The sequence below is a fragment of the Paenibacillus amylolyticus genome (assembly GCF_050990605.1).
Lineage (GTDB): Bacteria > Bacillota > Bacilli > Paenibacillales > Paenibacillaceae > Paenibacillus > Paenibacillus amylolyticus_H.
Genome location: NZ_CP158832.1, coordinates 1,125,426 through 1,139,641, shown reverse-complemented (window position 1 = coordinate 1,139,641; position 14,216 = coordinate 1,125,426). Strand labels below are relative to the sequence as shown.

Annotated in this window: 13 protein-coding genes; 6 read left to right on the top strand and 7 right to left on the bottom strand. The window is 46.7% G+C overall.

Features of this window, described 5'->3' with window-relative positions; translation table 11 throughout:
- Positions 1 to 39: 39 nt before the first annotated feature.
- Positions 40 to 1,101, top strand: a complete 1,062-nt coding sequence (locus ABTV53_RS05115) for a LacI family DNA-binding transcriptional regulator (RefSeq protein ID WP_433751384.1) — start codon at positions 40 to 42, stop codon at positions 1,099 to 1,101.
- Positions 1,102 to 1,336: 235 nt separating this feature from the next.
- On the opposite strand, the gene ABTV53_RS05110 is transcribed toward ABTV53_RS05115, so the two are convergent.
- The 3 genes from ABTV53_RS05110 to ABTV53_RS05100 all read right to left on the bottom strand — a co-directional run bounded on the left by ABTV53_RS05110 (position 1,337) and on the right by ABTV53_RS05100 (position 4,161).
- Entirely contained in the window at positions 1,337 to 2,950 is a 1,614-nt protein-coding gene (locus tag ABTV53_RS05110; RefSeq protein WP_433751382.1) for a DUF4179 domain-containing protein, read from the bottom strand.
- Positions 2,928 to 3,503: an RNA polymerase sigma factor gene (locus ABTV53_RS05105; protein WP_433751381.1), complete on the bottom strand. Its 576-nt coding sequence runs from the start codon at positions 3,501 to 3,503 to the stop codon at positions 2,928 to 2,930. Before ABTV53_RS05105 ends, ABTV53_RS05110 begins: the two co-directional genes overlap by 23 nt.
- A 142-nt stretch (positions 3,504 to 3,645) precedes the next feature.
- On the bottom strand, positions 3,646 to 4,161 hold the full coding sequence (locus ABTV53_RS05100; protein ID WP_433751379.1) for a mismatch-specific DNA-glycosylase: 516 nt from the start codon (positions 4,159 to 4,161) through the stop codon (positions 3,646 to 3,648).
- A gap of 121 nt (positions 4,162 to 4,282) precedes the next feature.
- Here ABTV53_RS05100 and ABTV53_RS05095 point away from each other — a divergent pair, with 121 nt between their 5' ends.
- The 4 genes from ABTV53_RS05095 (at position 4,283) to ABTV53_RS05080 (ending at position 7,947) form a co-directional block, all read left to right on the top strand.
- A complete protein-coding gene (locus ABTV53_RS05095) occupies positions 4,283 to 5,203 on the top strand; it encodes an AEC family transporter (RefSeq protein ID WP_433751376.1) in 921 nt (306 codons plus the stop codon).
- A gap of 306 nt (positions 5,204 to 5,509) precedes the next feature.
- Positions 5,510 to 6,577 (top strand): WXG100 family type VII secretion target, encoded by a 1,068-nt coding sequence (locus ABTV53_RS05090; RefSeq protein ID WP_433751373.1) that lies wholly within the window; start codon positions 5,510 to 5,512, stop codon positions 6,575 to 6,577.
- A gap of 16 nt (positions 6,578 to 6,593) precedes the next feature.
- Positions 6,594 to 7,052: a hypothetical protein gene (locus tag ABTV53_RS05085; protein ID WP_433751371.1), complete on the top strand. Its 459-nt coding sequence runs from the start codon at positions 6,594 to 6,596 to the stop codon at positions 7,050 to 7,052.
- A 58-nt stretch (positions 7,053 to 7,110) separates the two neighbouring features.
- Positions 7,111 to 7,947, top strand: a complete 837-nt coding sequence (locus ABTV53_RS05080; RefSeq protein WP_433751369.1) for a hypothetical protein — start codon at positions 7,111 to 7,113, stop codon at positions 7,945 to 7,947.
- A gap of 125 nt (positions 7,948 to 8,072) precedes the next feature.
- Here the strand turns inward: ABTV53_RS05080 and ABTV53_RS05075 are convergent, their stop codons facing one another.
- Positions 8,073 to 8,324, bottom strand: a complete 252-nt coding sequence (locus ABTV53_RS05075; protein WP_047841868.1) for a hypothetical protein — start codon at positions 8,322 to 8,324, stop codon at positions 8,073 to 8,075.
- A 275-nt stretch (positions 8,325 to 8,599) separates the two neighbouring features.
- Between ABTV53_RS05075 and ABTV53_RS05070 the strand changes: the two genes are divergently transcribed.
- Positions 8,600 to 8,992, top strand: a complete 393-nt coding sequence (locus ABTV53_RS05070; RefSeq protein WP_433751366.1) for a RidA family protein — start codon at positions 8,600 to 8,602, stop codon at positions 8,990 to 8,992.
- 142 nt (positions 8,993 to 9,134) lie between these two features.
- Here ABTV53_RS05070 and ABTV53_RS05065 read toward each other — a convergent pair whose 3' ends face one another.
- Genes ABTV53_RS05065 through ABTV53_RS05055 form a run of 3 tightly spaced genes read right to left on the bottom strand, consistent with a single transcriptional unit; the run spans position 9,135 to position 14,138 of the window.
- Complete coding sequence (locus tag ABTV53_RS05065) at positions 9,135 to 11,813, bottom strand: polynucleotide kinase-phosphatase (protein WP_433751364.1); 2,679 nt, start codon at positions 11,811 to 11,813, stop codon at positions 9,135 to 9,137.
- Entirely contained in the window at positions 11,810 to 13,279 is a 1,470-nt protein-coding gene (locus tag ABTV53_RS05060; protein WP_433751362.1) for a 3' terminal RNA ribose 2'-O-methyltransferase Hen1, read from the bottom strand. The genes ABTV53_RS05065 and ABTV53_RS05060 overlap by 4 nt, the downstream gene beginning before the upstream one ends.
- 34 nt (positions 13,280 to 13,313) lie before the next feature.
- The gene (locus tag ABTV53_RS05055; RefSeq protein WP_433751358.1) at positions 13,314 to 14,138 is read right to left on the bottom strand and encodes a nucleotidyltransferase domain-containing protein; all 825 of its coding nucleotides are present in this window, start codon (positions 14,136 to 14,138) and stop codon (positions 13,314 to 13,316) included.
- Positions 14,139 to 14,216: the final 78 nt, after the last annotated feature.

Sequence of the window (14,216 nt, the reverse complement as noted above, 5' to 3'; positions counted from 1 at the left end):
CTGTGTCAGAAGATGATCGTCAAATGAAGGAGTAATGATATGTCACGCAAAGTATCCATTCAGACGCTGGCTGACCAGCTCGGATTATCCAAATATGCCGTCTCCCGCGCCCTCAGTGGCAAGACGGGCGTTAGTGAAGCAACACGTGCACGGGTACTGGAACTCGCTCGGGCTTTGGGATATCGCCAAAGTACTCCGGGTGCTACCAACAGTCCTGCTGCCGCAAACCATACGGACCTGTCCGATCCCCCGTTTGTTCTCATATGCATGAATCAGCTCAATCGCGGTGAACCCCATTACTGGCAACGTGTTCTGTCAGGCATGATCTCCGCCTGTAATGAACGTGGTTGGCATCATGCCATTGTATCGCCCTCACTTGGAGTGACGGACGAGAACACTTCTCCCGAAAAAGCGATTGCTCCTCATTTGGACTGGGAACATTGTGCAGGGATTATTGTCATGGGTGCTTTTCCTCATACGGTACTGCAAAGACTTTCTCAGACGGGACGACCTATTATTCTCGTAGATCATCAGGAACCATTGCTGAATTGTGATACAATCAGCCACGACAATCTGGAAGCTGGCATCACCGTGGCTAGATATCTATTGTCTATGAATTGCCAACGGATCGGCCTTATCACTGATGATGGTCGTGCTGCGAGCTTCGCGCAGCGGAAGATCGGGATTGAGTTGGCCTTGAACCATTTCCATGTGGATACCAGTCATATTACCAGCTTCAGGGAATGGAACATCCCATATGAGAATGGGGAATGGGTCAACCAATTGGCTGCCACCATTCAAAACATGCCAGATGATGAACGTCCCGATGCCTGGATTGGTGTTAATGATGATATTGCTTTGCAGTGGATGCACAAATTACAGGAGATGGGCATCTCCACACCTAAAGATTGCCTTGTCATCGGTATCGACAATGTACATTCTGCCGTTACGTCTTCCCCGCCTCTGACCACAGTTAATCTGTGTAAAGAGGAACTCGGGCAGCGTGCGGTTGAAGCTTTACAACGCCGGATTGAACGCCCGGGGACACCGAAAGAAACGGTGATGTTATCGACCACCTTGATTCCAAGGGAATCGGCGTAATTCGGAAAGGTAATCGCTCTGTTCTTAAGATGAATTCGTTAGGTATTTGCTCTCCCCGTGAAGTCCGGTGCATACGAAAGAGGCCTCGCATATATGCAGGGCCTCTTTCGTATATTAGGCTTGTATGCTTATATTTCTCTTTTACATTCACACTTAAATCTATTGATCCATCCATCCATCCTTACATCATCTATTCAAAGCTTCATTTACTTCATGGCTGGGGATTGTACTATGGTTATTTCAGCCAAGGCAGGCTATAGTACGATGGAAGATCCACTTCCCAATTCACATCACGATACTCTCTATCGACTACGGTTCTTTTCAAAGTGAATTTTGTACCCTTTTCTTCGTTAAAGCCACGAATCTTCAACTGCAGATCATCTTCAACGTATTCACCGTTATTGTTAGGCTGATCCGGATAACCGTTCACTTCAACAGGATACTCTTTTCCATCCGAATCTACTGCAACCCAGCGATCACCCATGAAAGCATTTCGGAACGTCCCACTCCCCTTTAGAACTAGTGAATACCCTTCCTTTACATCAATCTTCGGAGGATCATACGATTCCATCAGTGGCTCGTACTCAAAATCATAGAATAATATTTTATCTCCAAGCTGTTCAAATTGTGCAAAAGTATAAAAATTCGTATCCTTACGCCTCTTCTCCAGATCAACTTCCACTGATTTCTCTTCCTTCACCGGGAGGGTGTAACCATCCAGAATAAAGCGAATGTTCTTCGCATCTACCGTAACAAATGCAGGGTCCCATGTCTCAGACAACTTCAACGGTCCACCATTTCTTATGTCACTCAGATCTTGGAGCCGAAACTTGGCTTGACGGGAATCTGGTCTTATCCCATTGAAAATTCGATATTCATTTGTTTCAGGAATCTCAAGATGGTAGATGATACTCATATAGCTCGCCCAATTCTCATCAACTTTAGCACGGAGCTCATCATCCAGACTCACATTCAGGTCAAGCCGGGTTCCATTTGGCGTACGTACAAGCTGTGTCATATCGAGCTTTAGTCCTTCTGGCGTCGTATATGTGTTATCCATAGAATTTTCAACAGCCAATGATTTGGCTTTGGTCATATCGATCTTGAATTTGAAGCTCCAATCCACCGTAACATCTCTATCTTCGTAGGATTTCTTCTCGTAATCATAATATCTGCCCACATTTAAATTACGCAGTTCACCCCGCACGACCACTTGATCCGGAATTTCATCATGAAACTGGAATAACAATCGTTCAGTTAGAGGGCCCTTTGTTCTTGCATCTCTTGCAAGAGTGGCAACCTGTCGCCCCTCTTCATCCGTAACATGAATTCTCCCCAACTCAGGCAGAAATCGTGATACCCCTAATCCATCAGGTGTTGTTTGTTGCATGGTCATTACCATATGAGATCGGTCTACAAGCACGTCTTCAATTTTAAGCGTGTAGCCCTGGTCATTGATATTGATATCCGGATTAACCACAAGTCCAAGAGGTTTAAGACGTTTATAATCATCCGCAAAATAGGAATATTTCAATGCTTCAGGCACAGGTATGTTAGGCAATGGCAGACGATCCACAGCATTTACCGCGGGTTGTGCTGGCTCTGCTGTTCGGTCAAAAGCAAACCAAGCCCCTCCCGCAAGAATCCCAACTGCCGCTGCAGCGATACCCGTCCAGCGCATCCAATGCGCTCTCTTGGATTTTTTCACGAATGGATGCTCATCTTCTCCATTTTCCATGGACACGCCATCCAGCTTCTGCATGACCTTAAGCGTGAAATCCGCATCCGGCTCCTCTCGATACAGATGCTCTTCCCACAACCGATCTTCATCCTTTGAAATAGGCTTCATACGTGGCTAAACCTCCTTTGCGTTCCATTTGCTTCCTCAGCATTTTTTTCCCGCGATAAAGGGCATTACGCACTTTGGTTGGACTCATGCCTGTAATGTCCGCAATCTCTTCATAGCTCAACTCGTTTGTGTACTTCAGCAATAACACCAGGCGATACGATTCAGGTAACTGTTCGAGTTGTCGATATATTTCACGCTGCATCTCCTTATGCAGCACACGCTTTTCCGGTGTTTCAGTACTGACAGGTTCGATCCCCTGATCGACCGGAGACATGACGGGTTTCTTTTCCCGTATAAAATCCCGCATCCGATTCACCGCAATGGTGTACACCCAAGATGAGAAACTGCTCCCCTCCCGCCTCGACGGAAGATAACGATAGATGCGAATAAATGTATCCTGAGCGAGATCCTGTGCATCCGGATGACTCGCGCCCATTCCGCGCATGATGCCGTAGACTTTATTTTTATATCGATCCACAAGCACGGAGAATAACTGCTTCTCCCCTGCAACAATGCGCTGAATAAGCTCCTCCTCCGGTATCTGTTGAGTCATGTAATCCCCCTTCTCTACAGCTTCCATGCATGGTTCTGTACTATATAGACGGAATCCGTTCCCGAAACCTCTCACTTTATCCAAAAAAAAGAATTCGCCCTTATCGGCGAAGCCGACTGGGTGAACTCTGCTTACTTGCCTCTTAATCTTCCCTGTTCTTCTCCGTAACAAAATCAGCAAGCTGGGAGTAGATCGCCACAATCTCATCCATCGACATGCGCACGAGTCCACTGGACGAAGGAGCGACGAATTCCTGAATTTCCTTGACGACCGGGTCATCCTGGAATCCCCATTGTACTTTGGCACGTTTGCTGTACTGGGTGTACACCCCTTTTCCGACAAAACAGGCGATGTCCGGTCGGTATTCCTCCAGCTTTTGCCGCAAAATCTGGCGTCCTTCTGCATATTCTTCCTTCGTAATATCTTCCATACCTTTAGTGGGCCGGGCCACGATATTGGTGAATCCGTACCCCAGCTTCAGCAACTCTCCATCCTCCTGTGCATCATATAAACGCGGGGTTAATCCCGATCGTTCAAGGATGCGCCAGAACCGGTTTCCTTTGTAAGCATAATGATGACCCGTCTCTCCAGACGTAATGCTCGGATTGAAACCAATAAACAATATCGATAAACCAACATCCAGATGATCTGGAATCATGATGCAACCCCTCCTGATCTTTTTTAGCCTATTCCCACGTTCGGTTGTGTATAAAATGATATAATAAGCAAAGCATTTTCGAAATCGGATTGAAATTTTCATGAAAAAGGAAGCTGACCTAATGATTACAGACATCATGCTTGAAGTCGTCCTGCCCGTCTTTCTCCTGATTGCCGTCGGGTCCTGGATGCAAAAGGTGTTCAAGCTGGACTTGTACACCCTCGCCAAAATCAATTTCTATTGTATTACCCCCGCAGCCGTCTTCATGAGCATGTATCACTCGGATATGTCCGGGGAACTGCTCGGGACTGTGACACTCTTTTACGCAATATATGTATTGATTCTCTATATTGTAGGTTCTGTAGTTGCGCGCTCACTTAAAATGAATAAAGGCATGAAGGCTGCCTTCAACAACAGTATTATGCTGGATAACGCAGGCAACTATGGACTGCCTATCAATGCACTGGTATTCCGCGGCGATCCACTCGCCTCTTCCATTCAGGCGCTGGTCATGTCTTTGCAGGCATTACTGACATTTACCTATGGCGTGTTGTCCATTCAGGGCGCGAAGCTCAAAGGTAATTACCGTGCGGTGATTATTGGATTTCTCAAAATGCCTGTTCCGTATGCACTCTTGCTGGGGATTCTGTTCCATATGTGGAAGGTTCCCTTGCCTACGTTCCTGTCCATGCCGCTGACCTATGCGCAGCAAAGTATGGTCGCTGTAGCGCTGCTGACACTCGGAGCACAGATTGTAAAATATCCAATTCGACTGTATCGTCTTGATGTGTATATTAGCACATTTTTGCGTCTCCTGATTGGCCCCGCGATCGGGATTTCGATTGTGCTCATGTTAGGGTTGGAAGGCATCGCGGCACAGGCACTCATTATCGCTTCGGGTATGCCGACCGGTGTCAACGCATCCATCCTGGCGGAAGAATACGATAACGAACCCGATTTTGCAGCCCAGACGGTGTTGATTTCAACGTTGCTTAATATCATTACGATTACGGCACTGATCTCTTATGCCAAAACGTTCTAGATGGGGAATGTCCATAAGTACATCCCTCCATTAAGACCCAACTAAAATTTACAAGTCCACGCCCCCTATAGGTGGTTGTGGGCTTCTTTGTTTATACTCTTCGTCCCATTTGCAGGAACAAAGTCTTACGAAAAGCATTTATTTAACCCAACCAAAGGACTGTTTTGCGCGTCAATTCCTTATTATCCGTTGCGAATATACGTTTCGACCTTTAAAATTAATGGGTAAATATTTCACAGCGTTTCATTTTTGATCTATACATAATCTGTAGAAATCCTTAATTTTATCTTCCACGAGGTGAATGTCGTGACCAGGATTATTGTACCGCCTGAGCAGCTTCAGGCAATCTCCAACCAATTTGCTCAAGCTTCGGAACATAGTCGTAGCATGATTAACAATTTAAGCAGACATATAAGTACATTACAAAGCCAGTGGTCAGGAATCACACAGGAGCGTTTCTTTCAGAACTTTCAGGTGGCACATCGGCAAATGGAAAGATTCTCTAGCTCAGTTTCTGCGATTGGCACGGAACTACATACCATCGCAACTCGTTTCTCCCAAGCGGATCAATCTCAGGGGCATGGTGTACAGACCAGTTCAAGTCAATCCTCTTCTGGGAAAGATGTAAAAACGACACTATCGGATATATATGATCAAGGAAGTCAGTCTTGGAATATAGTTAATGGAATTCATGGAAATGTAGGCCTGATTGGAACAGGATTATATTCTGCTTTGGCTACGTCCATGGTACTCTCCAAAACGGTTCATTTCAAAGTAGATCCCCGGAACTCTAGCCGTGCCAAAGTCCATAATGCCCCGTGGGTGAAGGGAAAGGGGAATTCCTTTCTGAGTAACATGGCACGTAAACTGGATAAACAATTCCGCAACCCGGGACTGGTCATGAAAGGATTAAAGGGCTTTGATCGACTTGCAGGTAATTTAAAAGTAGGTGATATCGGGCTTGGTTTCAACAAAGCCAACAGCTTCAGTCAATGGACCCGCAATGTTATTGCCGGTGTGAATAAAGGTCAATACGGTATGAAAATTTCCAAAATACCTACAATGATAAGCAAAAAACTGTTCCCTATCAACGTAGGACTTAATGTTTGGGATGAAGGGGTCAAAACGGTCTCCAAGTATAAGGAAGGAACATTAACCAAAACGGATCTCGCCGTGTCCACATCGAATATCGTGATCAAGTCTGCCTCTGCCGGAGCCGGGGCTATTGTTGGCGGGACGCTATTATCGTTCGCCGGGCCTGCCGGAACAGCAGTTGGAGCTTATGTAGGCGGAGCTATAGGTAGTTACGCCGGAAAACATATAGCCTCGGCGGCTGAAAAGGGGATTAGATGGGTTAGTAAACTCTTCAGATAATACTTAGGAGGTATCCATGCAGCTCGTTACATACCAACGCAAATATGCAATTCGTCATACGCTGATATCTGCTCTTTTTATCATTGCTGGACTTGTCTTGATTGGTGATGTTATCTATGGTGACAATAGCGTTCTTCAGTCCTTGTACTTTACTAGTGCGGCATTCTTAAGCTTTTGGTTTGTGGGACGTCTGTTCATCTGGAACATCACGAGAATATTTGGAACAAACATCTTATTTTCCTTCGATCTGTCTGGCATTAAGACAAATGCAGGAAAACAGTTATCTTGGAAGGATATACGCACCATTGATTTCGTAGCACCGGGACTAAACAAATGGATTCAACCTACTCCATCCTATTACTTATTCAAAATGGTTGATGGAAAGAGCAATAAAATATATACGTATAGTCTACTGAAACATCAGGAAAGCGACATTCTTAAAGTACTTCGAAAAACCTGGAATGAGCACAAATGATCTTCAAAAAAAAGTAACTTGATCTATTAATCTACATAGAAAGTAGGCGGTTAATCTCATGAATAAACCACTTGTTACCTTATCCATTGAAGAATTCGGATTTGCGCTGGCCACACTTGGCGCAGAGGACATTGCAGCCGGTCTCCTAAAACCGATGTATGGCGAGTTATCTGAACAACACTGGGAACTCCTTCTAAGGGCTGCCTCACACGGTCTTTTATCCAAAGGTCTCATCTTGCATATGGAAGATAGCGAGATAGAGATCGAGCCGGAGTTTCTGAAGATGCTTATGCATTTTGCCCAAAGCCGCAGCATGATTAGAGCGTACTCAGACAGCCTTGAACAAGAAAAGGTATTAACCATTCACAAAAGTACGGATAACAACGATACATACCTCTATCATTTACCAGTGGATCAACGTGTGCATTTGTTCACCTGGACAGAACCTGAGGAATGGGAAGAGGAATTGTTCCGATTTTACATAGGGCAACACAAACCATTCATTGATCAACCTACTCAGTTCACGATAACGGAGGAACAATGGACTGTCCTGACGAACGAGGAAAACCATATTTTGTTAGATAGATTCATGGATGATTGGGAGCTACCTCTAGAAACACGCGAGTTATTGAAGGTATGGCATAACTCTTTTGAAGCTTCTGGCCGTAGTGTGGATAACCTCAGTATTATCAATTATGCCGAAGATGTAATTCCTCTGCCTGATCAAGCTCTCCTGCTGCTTCATACCGAACAAGGTATCTGGAGCATGACTAACAGAGATTCCACCAGCCAAAATGATTCTAACATCGAGATTGACCAGCATACCAATTCCTCCTTTCGTAAACAATTGCGAGAATGGATCGATCGCTTCGTAGTCCCTGTCTCCCATACTTAAATGTGCAGCACACGCAAAAAAAGTCCAAGAGCCACCACCTTTGGTCTCTTGGACTTCTTCCATTATTTAACCCATGAACTCTCAACTGCCTGCTCAGCCTACTTGTCATGCAGCCTGCCATAGGACTATGATTCAAACGTCGTTCGTTCCGGGAACTTGCCGCCTTCCCTGAATAAACATCGTACCAGTCGCTGCGCGGCTCGGTTAAAGAAAAAACTCGGACTTACCCCATCCACCTGGACAGGTTCCAGTTCCCTCACACTTTCCTTGATCTTATTCATCTCAATGAGCCCCATCTTACGCTCATTCGGTCCGAATCGATAAATAACCTTCTCATCGTCCTCCGTCTGTTTTACCAGCAGAATCACGGATGCCATACAGGTTACCCCCTATCGTTACGTTTTGAGATTCCATTAATCACTTGCCTATTATAATTATTACCCAGATTCTAGTGGAAGGATATAGGACTTAAGTTAGTTCTACCTAAATTAAATATCCTGAAATAAAGATTTCCCGAAATGAGTCGTTAGGCTCACAAACACCGTATTCACGCTATCCTTTTGGATAGTCACTGTCATGAAAGTGCGTACTGCCCAAGTCGTTTTTCTCCGTTTATACTAACCTTATCTTAAATTCCAAAGGAGAGATTCATATGACTACAACTCAAATCTATAGCCACGGTGTACCGTGGGAAGAAGCATTCAGCGTCGCTCAGGGATACAGCGTTAACGGTATGATCTACATTGCAGGACAATTTTCGCATGATATGCAGGGGACGTTTATTGGTGTCGATGATATTGAAACACAGGTTCGCCAGACACTCGATAACTTGGATCGCGTGCTCGCAGGATTCAACGTGACCAAGTCGAACATTGCTGAACTGGAGATTTTTTTGGTTCACCCGCAGGAGCATCTTGAGCCATGTGTTGCCGTGTATAAAGAGTACATTGGTACGCATCGTCCGGCTGTCACGATGGTTGGGACATCGGGGCTGGCCTTCCCTCATCAACTGGTTGAGATTCGCGCCGTTGCACATACCGACTAATTCCTGTCACCTTGAGTCTTGTAGCACAAAGCAAACAGACTGATAAGGTGCTCCCTTTATTGAAGTTCATACACTAAAAAAGCAGGCTGGGATTAGATCCCAACCTGCTTCACATTTCTTATTCTTTTACCTTCTTCGCATCTTACAAACGCGGGTCTACTCGCTCTGACTCCAGCGATAGCGTTGCCAGCACGCATTCATGAATTCGCTCCATTGGCTCTCTGCGTATAAAGCGCTCAATTCCCTCCATGCCCAAAGCACTCTCCATTAAGGCGTGACGTTCCTTTTTGGATGTTTTGCGTTTACGAAGTCGGGACAGATTCTCGGCTGCCAGGTAATCCATCCCATAGATGATGTGCAAATATGCACGTCCTCGTACTTTTATCGCAGGCTGGATGATTTTGTTGCTATTCCAGGCGCGGAACGTTTCAGGTTTGATCACAATCCCCTCATGTCCTTCCGCCGTAATCTCATCCCACCAACGAATGACATCCGCTTCATCTGCCTCACTTGTGATCACGCGATATTCCGTCTCCATCATCAAGGTCGACATCCGGGCGAACTCACGGTTTTGTTCCATATGCCATTCATGTGGTTGCTCCCAAAATGCTCCCGTGCTATGTGCCAGTGTGTGGAACGGCGCAATCCGAATGTCCCCTATATCATCCACATCCCAGCAGTATTTCTGGAATACATCGCGGAACATCTCGGCATTCGCGAGTTTGCCAGCAGTCTCCTGCAACCAGTCATCTACATTCCGACCTGCCACTTCAGCTTCGTGCAGTTTGTCCAGCACCGTAGAGCGATCTATAATCGAGGCTTCGGCCACGTGTGCATATTGTGAAGCAATCAGCTCACGCGCCTTCAGATTCCAAGGTACGATCTCCGCATCAAGCAAAACGAACTCCGTCTGATGACGATCAAAATAACCATCTGCGATCAAGTCCGCATGTAATCTGGAAAGCACATCTTGCTCTGTCGAAGAGTCAAAAAAGGATCGGCCCGTCCGGGTCACAATGTTCCCCAGCATCGGTCGGCCCACTCGCTGCACCGCAGCTTGCTCATCGCGGAAAAGCAGCAAAATGGCCCGGCTGCCCATGTGTTTCTTCTCGGCAACCATACGGGTAACGCCCTGTGAGCCATAATATTGGAACGCATCCTTTGGATGCTCCAGGTATCCCTCTACAGAACATACACCCGGCGGCGGACTCATCGTAGGCGGGATGTAAATCAGTTCTTCCAGCGGTACGGTATAATGAGAAAACGTATCAATCGCCGTCTTCGCCACCTCACCGTGCACAGAAACATCCAGTTTGGATGCTGTCTGAACCGTGAAACCCTCCTTGAACTTACGTATGTTGGGCGGAGCAAATCGCCGCTGTTCCCAGCGCTTTAATGGACTATCCGGATCTCCCGCATAATCCTGCCTCGCCGGAACACTGACTGCCTCACGTTCTGGCATTCGCCAAGCAGTGAGCATGCCACCAAAAACGACACCTTGATCAATGTTGACCGTATCATTCACAATCGTAGGATATGGACGAGGATCATGTCCCCAAACGATGCATTCACCCGAATTGTGATCCACGTACCAATCCTTGCGCACAGGCCGCCCCTGCTCATCGGTACCTTCCACATCTCCATACCGGCAGTAATCCTGAATGCGTTTGGACTGTTTTCCGATAAAATGATCTCGAATTCCTGCATGTGTCACAACCACCTGTCTTATCCCATTTCGGGAAAATACCAGATGAGATGGTGCATCAAGCAGAAATGTTCTAAGCTCCGTACGTACTAACTTTGCTGTCTCTAGACCTTGCTCCTGCTCAAGCTGTAGCAGTTCCATCTCCACCCGTTCGTCACCATGACTCAGCGTAACGTCACGACCATCCAGATAACGTGCGATCTTCCAGCCGTGATTACTGTCAATCATGTAGGCGAGCCCGGCGGCACAATGCCGTTGCCAGAACAACAGACATTTTAACGATTCAGGTCCACGGCTCGTTACGTCACCAACGGAGACCAATTTGCGTCCTTCAGGGTGATGGTACAGATCAGCTCCATCCTCGTCCACATACCCTAGCTGAATGATTAATTCCATCATTTCATCGTAACAACCATGAATATCTCCGATGATATCAATACCTGCACCCATGTCGGTCACCAGCGGATTCGATGTGCGAACAAACGTAATCTCATCCGGCTGCTTCAGCACATAGCTGGCATCGAAGCCATCCTCACGGATCGAGCGCAATGTACGCTTGAACTGCTGCACCTGTTGTTTCACTCGTTGACGTCCACGCGGATACTCCCGCCGGGCATCACGTTCCAGCAGTTCCTTTTCAGGGATATCCAGCACCACAGCAATCACGGGAACATGAGCTTTCCTTGCCACCTGAATCAGGCGCTTGCGATCCTCGGGATACAGATGTGTCGCATCCACCCAGGTCAGCTTGTTCAGACGGCAGCGAGTTGCCAGCATCGCCTCCATCGCTTCAAATGCTTTGGCCGACACTTGCTGATACTCCGCATAGATCACATCCGCTTCACTGCGGGGACGATGTTTCCAATCCACATACTCATCATCTCCAACCAGCATGCGGAATTGATCGGATGAGACGGCTTCCGTGCGGCGAATGACGCTCTCTGCGACCAGACGATCCAGCAGCGTACTTTTGCCACTGTTAGATGGGCCGACAAGAACAACGATACCTGCATGAGGCAGACGAATCTCGCGTTGTCTTTCCTCTGTCCCACTTTCCCAACCCTGCTGTCCTCTGCCCGTATCTGATATTTCGTTAAGTCTCATTTTCCTCCTCATGATTGGCTCTCCTTTCTCCGCTCAAAAATGGCCAGTTGGGTAGGTTGTCCATAGCCTTCTGCATGCTCACCGATACCCTTAATTTCATAGGCATAGTTCCCTTGTTGCGTCCATTCCTCACACCGGGCAACCAGCTCCGCACGAGTCCACTCAAAGCGATGATCATGGTGACGGAAGCTCTCCTCTTCCATTGCGTACACTTCGTTATATTCCTTGTTTGGCGTAGTGACCAGCAACACTTCTGGCTGATATTCGTTCATGATCGTATCCATAATTCCGTTCAGACGATATTCCTCAATATGCTCAATCACTTCGCACAGGATCATGACATCCTGGTTTTGCATCTGTTCGTCAAAATAAAAAAGTGAACCGATAATTGGCTCCGGCATAGCCACCACTCCAGAACGACCTTCCAGCTTCGCGAAACGCTCCATGGCCCGAAGCCGTGACTGACCGGAAGGTTCAACGGCCAGAATCGACTCCACACCTGGAATGTATGCCAAACGGGCAGACAGCTTTCCTTCACCCGCTCCCATATCCACAATGCTTCGTTTGACTGGTAACGCTGCAACCACATCTGTAATCGCACGATAACGCAACTCGTTTAACCGCACAGGAGGTTCAGATTGTTCAGATTGCACACGTTGATTTTGTTCTCCTTCTTCCTGATGCCCTGCTTTATTCTCCAGAATAGCAGTGTCCGAGGTGTGGCCTAATCCTTCCACCTGTCCAAGAGACGCAGACAAAGCACCCTCTTGTCGCTCATACTGTCGGATCAATTCGGCAAAACGCAGCGTACGCTTCACAATGAGTTCTTTCAGTGGGTGAGCATCCAGCCACCCTTCACCATAACGTTTGATTTTATCGATCTCATCTTCACTGATGAAATAATGTTTGTAATTATCCAATACTGGAATCAGCAGAAAAAGCTGACGCAATGCATGTTGTACCGTGTTACGACCACGCAGGATGATATGGCGAACCGTGCTTTTATTTTTCAGATCAAATGAGTACGATAGTTCTCCACGTTCCACCGAAACTGCGTAGCCTAATGACGAGAATAATTCCTCCACAACCCGATCCGGCAGGTCTGAGGCCACCGGGCCAAATTTCAGTTCCAGTTCAAATGCATGATTCACCCACTGTAAATAGTCTTCCTTCGGCTTACCATTCAGGGCCGTCCCAAGCGCCGCACGTATGTAGGAGCAGAACAGGCTGCTGGTCACGAACTCACGATCATTGATATATTGCGTAATGTCATAACCATCAGGTGTACCTCTGACGAGGTCCACAGGATCTGGCTCGGCATGAATCAACACTTCCGTTTCGTTCTCTGTAGCCGTAGTGTACACCATTCTTACACGCACACCTTTGTCTACGCGGTCATATATATTCAGTGGGTTCTTCGCTAACAAATGGGATACAACCCCCGCGTCAGCGCCGCTTGCTTTTAAGATCAGATGCATCGGTTCTCCTCCTTTGATTGAATTCCATTCTCTTTTATGATTTCCGTTGTATCAAGCTCTTGTTGGTCTCCCATACCTCTTGTAATGCCAAACGGAAAATCCGGTCCAATTCTTCAAATTGAATAATCTGCTCATTCTCCATCTGTCCGGCAAGTCTGTCAAAATGTTCGATCTTCTCCGCTAAAAAAACCTGTATTGCCGGCAACTGCGCCTCCAGATCCAGTTCCTCGCCCGCCTTTTTCCGGCGCAGCAATTCATGAATCTCCGTATATAGCGGTGTAGTCGCAGGTACAAGTTCTTGCACCAGCTCTTCGAATGCCATCGGTGGCATCGCATCATAACGTTCAATCCAGCCACAAGCAAGTAATGGGCGAAGAACATAGAAGTACTTTTTAATCCTCACTCGCTCACCTTGTAAATAATCCCGGAAATTTCCTTTCGCCATATTAAGATAATGATACATGCAGGACTTGGGCGAGAAGGTCAACGGTGAAAGTGCACGGATATGCTGTGCCACGTTGTATTGTTCATCATACTGAATCGGGGATTGCAACCACTCCAGTAACGGTGGATTTGATTTTCGAAACAGCTTCAACGCCTTGCGCAGATCCCAACCATTGATGTCGAGCTGATCATTGATTGGACGTTCGATAACATCCCTCTTATCCTCAATCGACAAGTACCATTCCAGCGGTCTCACATACAGAAAACGTACATCATAATCACTGTCCTGTGAAGGAAATCCCCACGCCCGACTGCCCGATTCACAGGCATAGATAACTCGTACATGCTCCTCCTGTTCAATCTGCTTCAGCTGTTGTCTAATCGTATCTCTCATTTCTTCATGAACGTAGGTCATGTCCGTCTCCTCCTTTAGAAACCAATACATTACTTTATGTATCACTGGTTCCCATTCTCTTCTCGCATTGTTCACCAG

Excerpts from the sequence above, each read along its gene's own strand:
- ABTV53_RS05105 (WP_433751381.1), bottom strand. The coding sequence starts at position 3,503 with ATGACTCAACAGATACCGGAGGAGGAGCTTATTCAGCGCATTGTTGCA.
- ABTV53_RS05115 (WP_433751384.1), top strand. The coding sequence starts at position 40 with ATGTCACGCAAAGTATCCATTCAGACGCTGGCTGACCAGCTCGGATTA.
- ABTV53_RS05100 (WP_433751379.1), bottom strand. The coding sequence starts at position 4,161 with ATGATTCCAGATCATCTGGATGTTGGTTTATCGATATTGTTTATTGGT.
- ABTV53_RS05095 (WP_433751376.1), top strand. The coding sequence starts at position 4,283 with ATGATTACAGACATCATGCTTGAAGTCGTCCTGCCCGTCTTTCTCCTG.
- ABTV53_RS05110 (WP_433751382.1), bottom strand. The coding sequence starts at position 2,950 with ATGAAGCCTATTTCAAAGGATGAAGATCGGTTGTGGGAAGAGCATCTG.
- ABTV53_RS05085 (WP_433751371.1), top strand. The coding sequence starts at position 6,594 with ATGCAGCTCGTTACATACCAACGCAAATATGCAATTCGTCATACGCTG.
- ABTV53_RS05075 (WP_047841868.1), bottom strand. The coding sequence starts at position 8,324 with ATGGCATCCGTGATTCTGCTGGTAAAACAGACGGAGGACGATGAGAAG.
- ABTV53_RS05060 (WP_433751362.1), bottom strand. The coding sequence starts at position 13,279 with ATGCATCTGATCTTAAAAGCAAGCGGCGCTGACGCGGGGGTTGTATCC.
- ABTV53_RS05080 (WP_433751369.1), top strand. The coding sequence starts at position 7,111 with ATGAATAAACCACTTGTTACCTTATCCATTGAAGAATTCGGATTTGCG.
- ABTV53_RS05065 (WP_433751364.1), bottom strand. The coding sequence starts at position 11,813 with ATGAGGAGGAAAATGAGACTTAACGAAATATCAGATACGGGCAGAGGA.
- ABTV53_RS05070 (WP_433751366.1), top strand. The coding sequence starts at position 8,600 with ATGACTACAACTCAAATCTATAGCCACGGTGTACCGTGGGAAGAAGCA.
- ABTV53_RS05055 (WP_433751358.1), bottom strand. The coding sequence starts at position 14,138 with ATGACCTACGTTCATGAAGAAATGAGAGATACGATTAGACAACAGCTG.